The 11,779-nt window shown below is 67.6% G+C and carries 10 protein-coding genes and 1 tRNA gene; 4 read left to right on the plus strand and 7 right to left on the minus strand.

What is annotated here, in order from left to right; genetic code table 11:
- Window positions 1-11 precede the first annotated feature (11 nt).
- The 6 genes from C471_RS14360 to C471_RS14385 form a co-directional block, all read right to left on the minus strand.
- A complete protein-coding gene (locus C471_RS14360; RefSeq protein WP_004050204.1) occupies window positions 12-929 on the minus strand; it encodes a sodium:calcium antiporter in 918 nt (305 codons plus the stop codon).
- Between the two features lie 298 nt (window positions 930-1,227).
- Complete coding sequence (locus C471_RS14365; protein ID WP_004050205.1) at window positions 1,228-1,821, minus strand: phosphoribosyltransferase family protein; 594 nt, start codon at window positions 1,819-1,821, stop codon at window positions 1,228-1,230.
- 106 nt (window positions 1,822-1,927) lie between these two features.
- Window positions 1,928-2,950: a carbohydrate kinase family protein gene (locus tag C471_RS14370; RefSeq protein WP_004050206.1), complete on the minus strand. Its 1,023-nt coding sequence runs from the start codon at window positions 2,948-2,950 to the stop codon at window positions 1,928-1,930.
- A 293-nt stretch (window positions 2,951-3,243) separates the two neighbouring features.
- Window positions 3,244-3,316 (minus strand) — tRNA-Thr (locus C471_RS14375).
- A gap of 586 nt (window positions 3,317-3,902) precedes the next feature.
- Window positions 3,903-4,892 (minus strand): class I SAM-dependent methyltransferase, encoded by a 990-nt coding sequence (locus C471_RS14380; protein WP_004050207.1) that lies wholly within the window; start codon window positions 4,890-4,892, stop codon window positions 3,903-3,905.
- A gap of 97 nt (window positions 4,893-4,989) precedes the next feature.
- Window positions 4,990-5,268 (minus strand): ribonuclease P protein component 4, encoded by a 279-nt coding sequence (locus C471_RS14385; RefSeq protein WP_004050208.1) that lies wholly within the window; start codon window positions 5,266-5,268, stop codon window positions 4,990-4,992.
- 132 nt (window positions 5,269-5,400) lie between these two features.
- Here C471_RS14385 and C471_RS14390 point away from each other — a divergent pair, with 132 nt between their 5' ends.
- The 4 genes from C471_RS14390 (at window position 5,401) to C471_RS14405 (ending at window position 7,144) form a co-directional block, all read left to right on the plus strand.
- Window positions 5,401-5,592, plus strand: a complete 192-nt coding sequence (locus tag C471_RS14390; RefSeq protein WP_004050209.1) for a methytransferase partner Trm112 — start codon at window positions 5,401-5,403, stop codon at window positions 5,590-5,592.
- Window positions 5,593-5,770: 178 nt separating this feature from the next.
- A complete protein-coding gene (locus tag C471_RS14395; RefSeq protein WP_004050210.1) occupies window positions 5,771-6,352 on the plus strand; it encodes a DUF7524 family protein in 582 nt (193 codons plus the stop codon).
- Window positions 6,353-6,452: 100 nt separating this feature from the next.
- Window positions 6,453-6,641, plus strand: coding sequence for a hypothetical protein (locus C471_RS14400; protein ID WP_004050211.1), 189 nt, complete (start codon window positions 6,453-6,455; stop codon window positions 6,639-6,641).
- A gap of 20 nt (window positions 6,642-6,661) precedes the next feature.
- Entirely contained in the window at window positions 6,662-7,144 is a 483-nt protein-coding gene (locus C471_RS14405; RefSeq protein WP_004050212.1) for an RNA-binding protein, read from the plus strand.
- A 147-nt stretch (window positions 7,145-7,291) separates the two neighbouring features.
- Here the strand turns inward: C471_RS14405 and C471_RS14410 are convergent, their stop codons facing one another.
- Complete coding sequence (locus C471_RS14410; RefSeq protein WP_004050213.1) at window positions 7,292-9,445, minus strand: family 16 glycoside hydrolase; 2,154 nt, start codon at window positions 9,443-9,445, stop codon at window positions 7,292-7,294.
- Between the last annotated feature and the right edge of the window lie 2,334 nt (window positions 9,446-11,779).

Genomic DNA, 11,779 nt, shown 5'->3' on the forward strand with positions numbered 1-11,779 from the left:
GTGCGGCCCCCTCACAACAGGAACGTCGGGACGTACATCGCGATACAGCCCACGGCCGCACGTCTGTTTATCTCGCCGTTCAGGTAGAAGAGCGCGACGACGACGATCGACACGGCGATCGCGTACACCGTGGACGCGACCGTCGGGGCGACTCGGTCGACGGCGAGTCCGCCGACGGCGGCGCCGGCCCCCAGCGAGAACAGCGGGTCGGTGACGTTGCTGCCGAACAGCGTTCCGACGGCGATGTCGGCCTCGTCTCGGCGGATCGCGAGGGCGGCGATCGCGATCTCGGGGAGGGTCGTTCCGAGCCCGGTCACTAGCCCGAGGAGGTAGTCGGGAACCCCGAGCGAGACCGCCAGCGCCGTGCTGTGAACGACGAGGAGGTGCCCCCCGGCGGCGACGAGGGCGAACCCGACGGCGATCCAGGCCGCCGCCCGCCGGACGGAGCGGTCCCCGTCCGCGTGTCGCTCGACCAGCGTGGCGTGGCCGTCGGTCCGGATCCTGATCCCGAGAAAGCAGAGGTACGCCGCGACGAGCCCGCCGCCTTCGACGCGGGTGACCGTCCCCGACCTGATGGCGATGAGCAGCAGCGACATCGCGAGGATCACCCCCGCCCCGTAGAACCGGACCTTCGCCCGCTCCAGTCGGAGCGGCGAGAGCAGCGCGACGACGCCGACGCCCAGCGTGATCTGCGACGTGACCGAGCCGATGATATGTCCGACGACGAAGTCCCCCGCGCCGTACAGCCCCGCGTAGACCGCCGTCGTGATCTCCGGGATCGAGCTCCCGACGGCGACGAGCGTCCCGCCGACGAGCAGCGTCGGGAGACCGAACGCCGTCGCGATGGTGACCGCCGCCGCCACCGCCCGCTCGCCCCCGTAGATCAGGAGCGCGAGGCCGACGACCGCGCCGGCCAGGTGCCACGCCATCACGCTCCCGGCGGCCGGATTCCGACCCCGCTGCGACCCGCTCCCAGACCGACCGAACGGCGGTCGCGACGCGCTGGGCGCAGCGGTATCTCGCTCCCGACGCCTTCGACTCCCGTGACAGGTCCCGGCATGCGCTCCGTGTCACCCCGTCGCGTCACCGTTGACTAAAACACTGTCCTAACGCGACGCCGAGCGTTCGCTCGGTGTCCGCGAGCCGGCGACCGGTTTTCGCCGTCGCCCCGACGGCCCTCGCCTGTCCGGTCCGCGCCCCCGACTGCGTCGCCCGGCTCCCCGGCCGCTAGGGGATGACGGACGTGTCGAACGTCTCGTAGAACTGGTCGAGGAGCTCGAACGACGGCGCCGTCGTCTCCACCACGACCTCGTCGGCGACCCCGTGGAGCTCGACCACGGATTCGGAGGCGCCCACCGGAGCGACCGCGACGGTGTAACAGCTGTCGACTTCGCTCATCGCCGTCGCGCAGGCCTTCATCGCGGTCCCGGTGACGATCCCGTCGTCGACGATGACGACGACTCCCTCCGGAGTCGGGTCCTCGTCGATCTCGTCGAAGGTCTCGTGTTTGTTCCGCGCCTCCCGGAAGGCCCGGTGTTTCTCGGCTTCCAGCTTCTCCTCGTCGACGCCGAAGGTCTCGACCAGCCGGTCGTCGACCCACGTCGCCCCGGTGTCGGTCACGGCGCCGAGGGGGACGTCCTCCGACGGCGGCCGGATGGATTCGGCCGCTATGAGCCCCAGATCGGCGTCGAACCGCTCGGCGATCGGTCGGGCCACGCCCGCGCCCCCCGTCGGGACGGCGAACACGGTGTCGGGCCGGAGATCGCGCTCGGCGAGCCGGTCGCTCAGACGCGCCCCCGCAGCTGTCCTGTCCTCGAACATGCCTGATCGTCCGAGAGGCGCATCGCCGGGCGGGTAACGTGTGGCCCTAACAGCCCCCACCTCCCGACGCGTCCGTCAGCGACGAGGCCGTGGGGAGCCGCGAGCCTCACCGGTCGCCTCGCCGCGCGAGCAGCGAGCGCACGTCTCGTCGCGTCGCCGTCTGCCCCTGTTCGACGAAGTACGTCGCACACGCGTTGCCGAGCGCGAGACACTCAGCCCACGGGAGCCCCGCCGCCAGCCCGGTCGCGAGCGCGCCGTCGAACCGGTCGCCCGCGCCCGTGCGCCGGGACACGCGCTCCGCCTCGAAGTTCTCGACCACGGTCAGTTCCCCCGTCGCGGCCACGGCGCGGCGCTCGTCGTGGAGGACGACCGCGTCGACGCCCAGTTCGCCCCGGAGGTCGGGTTCGCGTTCGACGCTTGCCGCGTCGACGCCGACGGCGTCGGCGAGGCGGGCGAGCTCCCCGTCGTTCGCCGTCAGAACGACCTCCGTCTCGGCGGCGAGCGTCCCGAGCGCCCGGCAGAGCGCCCGGACGGGCTCGTCGGCGGACGCGGTGACGCCGCCCGGATCGAAGACGACCGTCGCCTCGCCGAGATCAACGTCGGCGAGCGTCCGGAGGGCGTCCGTCATCCCGGTCACCCCGACCCAGTTCTGCAGCACGACCACCTCGTCGGAGAGCCACTCGTCCGGATCCGTGGGAATCGCCGCGAAGAGGTCCTCGACGCGCCACTCGCGGAGGGCGTCGGACTCGACCGAGAGCATCAGGTCCCGCTCGTCGAAGGAGAGGACGTGGACCGTCGCCGGCGCGCCCATCGAAACCGTCGGGAAGGCGAACGCGTCGAGAACGGGGTCGTCGAGATGGCCGTACAGCGTTACGCGGGGACCGAGGACAGACACCTGTCGCGCCGCGTTCACCGCCTGTCCACCCGGCCGGACCGACTCGGGGGTCAGTTTCAGGGACCGGACCCCGTCGGCGGAGATCCGGTCGACGAACTCGGAGCGCGTCGGGACCCGATCACCGGTGGCGTCCGCGACGCCGTAGTACCGATCGACGCTCCCGTCCGGGAGCGCGATCACGTCGCGGTAGTCGAGCTCCCCCGCGAGGCGGGAGCGAAGGGCCTCGTAATGCATCGTCGTCTGAACCCACGGGGCTCTTCGGCCGTAAATCCGGGTCACGAGACGCGCGGTCGTCCCGTCGCCCCGGGTCGGAACGCTGATCCGGGAAGCGCCGACCCGGAAGCGCCGACCCGGAAGCGACTCCCGTGTTGCTCCGCTCCCCGAACTCACCGGTGGCTCTTCGATTCGCGTTGGTCCGTCAGAAGAACCGGAGGAGGGGATTGTGAACCACGGTCGTTCCGCTGCGCTTCACTCCCTGATTCAAATCCCTCTCACAGCTCTTCGACTCCATTTCGCTCCGTCAAAAGAGCCGGAGGAGGGATTTGAACCCTCGACCTATTCCTTACGAAGGAATCGCTCTGCCAGCTGAGCTACCCCGGCGCGCATCTGATCATTCCCGAACGGCAAAATAAGGGTTCCGAAACCGCGACGCCACGGTCCGCAAGATCACGCGACACCGACCGGTCCCCTCCCTGTCGATCGCGACAGCCGTATCGGGCGCGTTCGTTTCGAAATAATCTCCAGATAAGTCGGATCGGTGTGTAGAGTAGGAGTTTATCACATGAATATAAGGAAAAAGCATATATACGTGTTCGAACTTCGATTGAACCGTGATCGCACCGATCGTGTGCCGCGATGGCGGGGATCGACTCCCCCGACGGTGTCTGCCCGGTCGGAGCCCGTACCGGGCGTTGGTCGTCTCGTCGGTCGTGATCCCCACCGCGACCCGACGTGGCCGACACCCCCATCAGCGATCCGATACGGCCGACGTGTGACTCACGTCTCCGACGTGCCAAGCGCAAAATCGCCTCTGGTCCCGACCACTTCGCGGCCGTGGACTCTTGTCATGTGACGGGCCCGCAGCCGCCCCGACCCGCCGCGTTCCCCGGGTGGGGCGGCAGTCACGCTGTACGCCGGTTCTGTAACGCCGCACCGAAGCGCGCCGCCGCCGAGACGGACGGCTCGCTCACGCACGCGAGAGGCGAACGTCCAGACAGACGTTGTACTCGTGTGGCGCGTACGACCGAACGACGCGCTCGGTCTCGACGCTCACGTCGTACGCGTCGCCGGCGGCCTCGCGGATCGCCCGCGCGCCGGGACCGAACGGGTCGTCCTCGTGTTGGATGTCGTAGTAGTGAATCACGCAGTCGTCGCCCGCCAGCCGAACCGCCGTGTCGAGGAACTCGCCGGCGGAGTGCGGGAGGTTCATCACGAGCCGGTCGGCCGTGTCGGTGTGCTCGTCGGCGAGCTCCCGCACGTCGCCGGCGATCGCGGTCACGCGGTCGGCGACGCCGTTGCGCTCGGCGTTCTCTCGGAGGTACTCGACCGCGCGCCCGTTGAGGTCGCAGGCGACCACCTCGGCGCCGCGCGCGGCCATCGGGACGGCGTAGGGGCCGACGCCGGCGAACATGTCGACGACCGTCTCGTCGGGGGCGACCTGCTCGATCACGCGGTGGCGCTCGGTGGCGAGCCGTGGAGAGAAGTACACCTCGGCCACGTCCAACAGGAACTCGTGGCCGTACTCGCGGTGGACCGTCTCGGTGCCGTTCCCCGCCAGCACGTCCCAGCGCCGGACGCGCAGCTCGCCCTCGATGGGAGAGGCTCGGTTGAGCACCGTCTCGCAGGGCACGTCGGAGGCCATCACGGCGTCGGCGATCTCGCGGGCGCGCTCGCCGTCGTCCTCGTCGACGATGACGATGTCGCCGAGCCGCTCCAGCGAGGGGTCGTAGCCGAGGATCGCGGCGGGGGTCAGCGGGCGGTCGCGCTCGGCGGCGTCGCGCTCGACGATCGTCGCCGCGAGGTCGTCGGGGACCGCCTCGGGGTCCGCGACCGGGATGTAGATCGTGTCGCCGTCGACCGCGATCTCGTGGTCGCCGTCGAGGGCGTCGGCGTCGGCGAGCCGCTCGCGGACCGCCTCGCCGCGCTCGCGCTCGACCGCGACGCAGGGGACGCTCATTGTCGCGAGAACGCGGGGCGAGCCATAAACGCTGACGCTTTCGCGGTCCGAGAGCGAAGCGGGGGACCGCGGGGGCACGCGGGATCGTCGCAGTCGGTCACTCGAAGGGGTACCGGGCGGTCGACCCGCACTCGCGACAGCGGACGACCACTCGTCCGGGGCGAAGCCGGACGCGGCTCGTCTTCCCCGGTCGGAGGTAGACGCCGCAGTCGTCGCAGGTCTTCCGGGAGAACTCGGCGGGGACGCCACTGCGGTTCCGCTCCGCGATCCGGCGCGCGAGCGCGACGTACTCCCGCGCGCGGTCGTACTCGTCGTCGACGACGGCCTCGCGGGCGAGCGCGAACAGCCGATCGATCCGTTCCGACGGGATCCCCATACCTCGCCGGCCGTGACGGACCGGCAAAGTCGTTGCCATCGAGGTGCGGCTCTCCGGGCGCGCCCGGACGCTCCGTCCCGCCTCGCTCGCCAACCCGCACGCTTTTTTAACGGCCCGCGCGAACGACGCGGCATGAAGGAATCCCTGATGGACGTCGTCTGCTGTCCGCTCGACAAGGCCGACCTGGACCTCGACGTCGACGACCGGGACGACGAGGAGATCCTCGCGGGGACGCTGACGTGCACCGAGTGCGGCGAGGCCTACCCGATCGAGGACGGCATCCCGAACCTCCTCCCGCCGGACATGCGCGAGGAGGCGGCGTAGGACGCGCCATCGCTCCTCCCGTGCCGCAGTAGTCCCCCGCTGCCGCGCCGGGTCACCTCTGCCCGTGCCGCGCCGGGTCACCTCTGCCCGTGCCGCGCCGGGTCACCCCTTCCCGTGCCGCGGCATCTTCCCTCTCCCGTACTGCATCTTTTTTTAGTGTGAGTGCGTCGACCCGTATGTGTCGACACTCTCCGTCGAACTGAACGGGGACGCGGTCCACTCGATCGGGGCCCCCGACCGGTTCGAGGCGACCGGCCCGTTCGCGGTCTCGCTCGAAAACGCGGGCCGCTCCACGCACGTCCACCTGCACTTCGGCGACGAGCTCGATCGGGTCGTCTCGGTCGACGAGACGAACCACTTCGTCGCCGACGAGGCCACGAGACACGTCCACGTCGGCGTCGCGGACGTGGCCGAGCCGGTCCGGGGAAAGCTGAAGATCGTCACCGGCTACGGCTCGAACACCCGGTACGTGGACCTCCGGATCGAGCCCCCCGAGGACACCGCGCCCGACGAGGTCGCCGTCGACGAGGCGTTCGCGAAGCCCCCGGAGCGCCCGCCGGAGCTCTCGCCGTCTCAGCGCGCGGCGACCGCGATCGACCGGCTGATCGAGCGGGGCGGCGTGCCCGGGGCGATCGCCGCGTTTCTCGCGTTGGCCGCGGGGGTCGCCATCGCGCTCGCGCTCGACAGCGCGGTCGTCTCGGTGGTCGTCGCCGTCGTGTTGGCGGTGTCGCTCGGCGCGGCGCTCCTGGCGGCGTGGTGACTGGTCGGGCCGGAGCGGCGGCGGTCTCCCGCGCGGCGATCGCCGTCACCGATCGCTGCGAATCCGGGCGCTTTTAAGCGTGCCAGCGGAAGGTTGGCGTATGAGCTTCGAGAAGGAAGACGAAGTCGTGCTCCACGACAAACACAGCGAGTACGACGGCGAGACGGGCACGATCACGCAGGTCATGGAGACGATGTTCGGCGACGCGACCTACACGGTCAGCTTCGAGGACGGACAGGAGACCGGCGTCCCCGAGGACGCCCTCGACGCCGTCGAGAGCGAGGAGTAACCGCCCCGTTTCCGACCCGCATGGCCAAAGTCCCCTTCCACTACGTCGACCTCCGGGCGTTCGCGTACGCCACCGAGGACGAAAAGCGGGTCGCGGACGCCCTCCGAACGTTCCTTCCCGAGGACGCCGAACTTGACCGCGTCGAGAACGTCGGCCACCACGGCGACCGGATCGTCGTGCTCTCGGCTCGAATCGAGAACGCGGACGGGATGCGCCACGTCCTCGACCGGCTCTCCGGGCTCGACGAGGTCGACCGCGTGATCGACGAACTCGACCAGCGGGTCGACGACAACTGCGCGCTGTTCCTCCGCGTCGACAAGCAGGCCGCGTTCCGCGGCGAGGTCCGGCTCGGCCCCGGGATCACCGTCCGCGCGAAGGTCGAGGCATACCCCGCGAAGAAGGAGGCTGCGGTCGAGAACGCCCGGGAGACGCTCGGGCGGCTGGCCGACGAGGACGCCGGCGAGGCCGCGGACGACGCCGCAGACGACGCCGACGAAGAGTAGGTCCGCACAGCTGACGGAACGTCACCCCCGTCGCCGACCGTTGCTCTTCGGGAAATCGTCCGCTCGACCTCCACCCGAAGGGGGTCCGCCCAAAGGGTGAGTCTGGGCTCGTCTCTCTCCGAAATAATACGGGTGAGCCGGAGGCGCTCAGTCGAGCGATCGCGCCCAGGTATTGCGGAACTGCACCTCGCTACCCTCTTCCGCGAGGCGGAGCGGCAGCTCCGAGGCGTGGGGCTCGTACTCGTCGAGCGAGCCGTCGGCGTTTCGCCCCTCGACCCGCAGTCGCGTCTGGACTGCGACGCCGTTCAGGAACACGGTGGTCTGCGCCTCCTGTGCGAGTTCGCCCTCCTCGAACTGCGGCCCCTGCCAGACGATGTCGAGCTGCTGCCACTCTCCCGGGCGGCGGGCGGCGTCGTGGTGGGGTGCTGCCTGATCGACGTAGGCGCCGGTCCACTCGTCGGCGTCGACGTCGTTCATGTAGGTGTCGACGATTTGGATCTCGTACTGTCCCAACGTCAGGACGCCGCTGTTGCCCCGGTCCGCACCCTCTCCTTCGACGCCTTCGGGGATGCGGAACTCGACGTGGATCTGTGCGTCGCCGTACTCCTCGTCGCTCGTCCAGTCGCCGTCACCCGGCTCAAGCGTGAGTTCGTCGTCGATCAACACGTCGGCGTCGCCCGGCGGATCGCCGGGCGCCTCGCCGGACTCGATCTGCTCGGGGTGGTCCGGGTGGTCGGGATCCGTCGCGGCGTCGCGGTCCGGCCACTCCTCGCGCTCCTCCCAGACGCCCCGTTCGCTGTCGTAGTCCGGCAGGGCGCTCGGATCGTCGATTTCGACGGGCGACTCGGGCAGGTCGCGGTACCAGATGTTTCGGTAGTGCACCTCGTCCGTCGCAGCCCCGTGGTCCTGCAGCATGAGGGGCGCTTCCTCAAGGAAGGTCCCGTCCTCGTCCTGCGGGTGGGGGTTGGTGTCGTTATCGAAGTCGTCTTCGAACAGATCCACCCAGTAGTTGGGTCCGGGGACGTCGAAGTGATTGATGATCGCGACGCCGTTGAAAAACACCGTCAGCTGTGGATACCGCAGTAGGTCCCCGTCGTCGAACCGAGGACCGCGCCAGACGATGTCGTACGCGTTCCACTCGCCGGGCGGGTTGATCGGCAGGACCAGCGGCACGGCACCGCCCTCGGGCGAGGCGAGGTAGAACGACCCGGCGTAGCCGCTCGGGTAGGTGGGATTGTCGTGGCTCTGGAGCACCTGGATCTCGTAGGTCTCCATCAGGAAGACGCCGCTGTTCCCCGGTGTCTGGCCGTCGCCCCCCTCGTCGATGTCGACGTAGCCGTCGTACTCCTCGGGGACGCGCCACTCGAGGTGCAGGTGACTGTCGCCGAACGCTTCCTCCGTTCGAATGCTGCCGGAGCCGAGATTCACCGCGAAGTACTCCTCGTTTTCACTCCACTCCGCATCGCTCCCGTCGGTGTGCTCCCAGCCGTCGAGGGTCGCCTTGGCGCCGTCCCAGAGAACGGTCGCATCCGACGGCGGATCGCCGCTTAGCCCTTCCTCTCCCGGCACGACACGCGGGGGCCACTCCTCGGACGGAACGCCGTCGCGATCCGTCGGGCCGTTCGCTCGTTCGAGGTATTGCGCGCCGTAGTACAGGGAGTCCATCGGCTCGGGCGCGCCGTCGTACTCGTAGATGAGATAGTCGACGTCCGTGTTCTTCCGGGCGACGTTCGCGAGTGCGTTCATGTTGACGTCTCCCTCGCCGATCTCGGTGAACTCCCCGTCGGCGGTCATGTCCTTCATGTGGAGCGACCCGATCTTGTCGCGGTGTCTGTTGAGGAGCGCGACCGGGTCGGCGCCGCCGACGAGGGCCCATCCAACGTCCAGTTGCAGGTGGACGTTGTCGTTGACGTGCTCGGCGAAGATATCGAACCCGAACCTGCCGTCGAACGTCTGGAACTCCTGGTCGTGGTTGTGATAGCCGAACTCCATCCCCTCTTCGGCGACCCGGTCCGCCATCTCGTTGACGCGCTCGGCCCACTCGACGATCGCGTCCTCGCTCTCCCAGGTGCCGCCGCCCTTGTAGGCGTGAATGAGCGCGTCGGCACCGAACTCATCGTACGTGTCGATCGTCGCATCGAAATTGTCCTCCAGCGTCCCGATGCCGACGTGGGCGCTCGACAGTTCGAGCCCGGTTTCCTCGAGTGCGGTGGCGACCGCCTCCTCGTCGTCGATATAATACGGCTCGACGGTATCGTAGCCCGCGTTGGCGCTCTCATAGATGAGATCCGCGACCGACAACTCGGAGTTGTTGTACGTCCAGAACTGCGTGGAGATCGGAATTTCTCCCGGTCCACGCTGCGGCTTCTCTTTCCCGTTGTCCCGTCCCTTGCCCCGTCCCCTGCCTCTGCCCCGTCCGGACTGGGCATTCCCGAGTCCCGCGAGGGAACTGGTTACCCCGACAGCGCCGAGTCCTTGCAGCACTCTGCGACGGCTTGCCGCTTTTCCACCCTTGGCTCCCACGTCGTCCGTTTGATCTGACTCGCTCATATCTCTCTAGCACCCCCCGAACTCTCCGTCGGGGTAAGTCCCCCTATCATGGAAATCCATGATAAATATTTCGCAGAACTGTCATCATTCCGGGAATGAGAGTTTCCGATCGGCCTCACCCGCCGCGTGGACGCGGAAGAATAACCCACCACGGGATTTCAGGCGCAGCGTTGCGGCCTGTCGGTTTCAACGAACACCGTCGCTTCGGCCGGCAGTCGCGGCATGCCAAGTCGCGGGCGGTGTCGATGTGGGTCCCGCTCATATTCGCCAATCAACGCTTGTTCGCACGCGGGCGACCGCGCGTCGCCGTCGAGGATCCCGAACGCGCCGCGAAGCCGCGCGGTTTCGGCGGCGGGCGGCCCCGAAGCGATCCGGCCGCGCGTGCGGTGATCGGTGAGCGCGGGTCGTGCGTGAGCGCGGGTCGTGCGTGAGCGCGGGTCGTGCGGGATCGCGGCGTCTCAGCGTCGGTTCGGTCATCGGGGAACGCGAAGGCGACCACCAGAGTGGACCGCGCGCGAGCGAAACCCGTCGCTCACGAGCGTGAAAACCGTGTGGACGACGCGGTACCCCTACCAAAGAGTCGCGTGCGTCGTCCGCTGGGCGCTCCCATCTCACTCATCGCGTTCACCCCGTCTAAACGTTTCGGACGCGCGGGAGGTCGACACGAACGCCCGCTGACACCCCGTACGACGCCGAACCCGCGAGATCGAGATCCGGCGTCTGACGCTCCGAGCCGCCAATTTGGTAGGGTTTCACATGCACGACGTAGACACAAAGTATTTACCAGAACCGGTGTGTGTTACGGACGCAGTACCCCTATCCGATGCAACGCGTGGTACGTAACTATCCACAGCCGAGTCCGGTGGCGCCCTCGACGCAGTGTAGGTCGATCGACGATCGGGCGACAGGCGACGGAGAAAGCTGCCAGCGCGACGCAGACACACAACAACAATGACAAACGACACAAACACACGCAAGAAGGCCAGTTCGGTCTTCTTCGCGGCTATCATGGTGGTTTCCATGGTTGCGGTCGGCTTCGCGGCAGCCCCGGCAGCTGCTGCGAGCGGCGGTGCTACCCTGAATGAGGATAGCACTGCTTCGTCCGCTGACCCTGGTGCGTCTGGAACGGTCCAGACGATCATCATTGAGGACACGAGTAGTAACGGCAATCAGACGTATGTGGATAATATCAGTGTTGATGGCTCCTCTGGCGCCATCGATGCCGCTGATATTGACCAGATCCAGCTACAGATCGATGGAGCTGGCATCGCTACCAATAACTCGGTTTCCGACCTGAGTGATGTCCAGTTCAGCGATTTCGGTGGCGCTACTGGAAATGCGTCTAACAGTGATCACGACAGCGACTCTGTAGATGAGCTCGCCATCGACGACAACACTCTTGTCGAGATCGACGTAGTCGTCACCTTCGCTTCCAGCGCAGATAGTCATGGTGACGATCTCACTGTCACGTCGACAGTCAATCTTCTGAATGACACTCAGGCAGCACAGGGCAGCGATAACTCGCCTGTTGAAGCATTTAGCGGACCGTCGTATAGTGAGACGACGAGTCAGAGTGCTGCTCTGAGTCTCTTCAGCCTTGATGAAGGTTACTCGCCTGCGAACCCGTTCCAGGGTCAGGACGTGACCTTCGCGAACGACACGATCTCCACGTCGGACGAGCTTGAGCTGCGCCNGTTCCAGGGTCAGGACGTGACCTTCGCGAACGACACGATCTCCACGTCGGACGAGCTTGAGCTGCGCCGCGTGACGGACACCAGCGGCGGTGACGTCACCAACAGTCAGTTCGTGACCGACCTCTCGGACGTGTCCACTGATCAGGTCACGTTCAGTACGGCGAGCTATCAGTCTGGCGACTACTTCGTTGACGATTCCGGGAATGACCTGCCGCGGCGGCCGGGTCTCGACGACACCTTCGAGCTGCGGGTTCAGACGCTGAGCACGGAGTTCGTTGACGACTCGGTCGACAACGCCGGTGACACCACGGTTGATCTCGATCTCGACTCCAACCGTGGCGACTTCGCCGTGAACGTCTCGTCGGACGACTTCGCGTACGACGACGAGGAA

Origin of the sequence: Halorubrum saccharovorum DSM 1137 (genome assembly GCF_000337915.1) — an archaeon.
In the GTDB taxonomy this organism is placed as follows: Archaea; Halobacteriota; Halobacteria; order Halobacteriales; family Haloferacaceae; genus Halorubrum; species Halorubrum saccharovorum.

Excerpts from the sequence above, each read along its gene's own strand:
- C471_RS14360 (WP_004050204.1), bottom strand. The coding sequence starts at position 929 with ATGGCGTGGCACCTGGCCGGCGCGGTCGTCGGCCTCGCGCTCCTGATC.
- C471_RS14365 (WP_004050205.1), bottom strand. The coding sequence starts at position 1,821 with ATGTTCGAGGACAGGACAGCTGCGGGGGCGCGTCTGAGCGACCGGCTC.
- C471_RS14370 (WP_004050206.1), bottom strand. The coding sequence starts at position 2,950 with ATGCATTACGAGGCCCTTCGCTCCCGCCTCGCGGGGGAGCTCGACTAC.
- C471_RS14380 (WP_004050207.1), bottom strand. The coding sequence starts at position 4,892 with ATGAGCGTCCCCTGCGTCGCGGTCGAGCGCGAGCGCGGCGAGGCGGTC.
- C471_RS14385 (WP_004050208.1), bottom strand. The coding sequence starts at position 5,268 with ATGGGGATCCCGTCGGAACGGATCGATCGGCTGTTCGCGCTCGCCCGC.
- C471_RS14390 (WP_004050209.1), top strand. The coding sequence starts at position 5,401 with ATGAAGGAATCCCTGATGGACGTCGTCTGCTGTCCGCTCGACAAGGCC.
- C471_RS14400 (WP_004050211.1), top strand. The coding sequence starts at position 6,453 with ATGAGCTTCGAGAAGGAAGACGAAGTCGTGCTCCACGACAAACACAGC.
- C471_RS14405 (WP_004050212.1), top strand. The coding sequence starts at position 6,662 with ATGGCCAAAGTCCCCTTCCACTACGTCGACCTCCGGGCGTTCGCGTAC.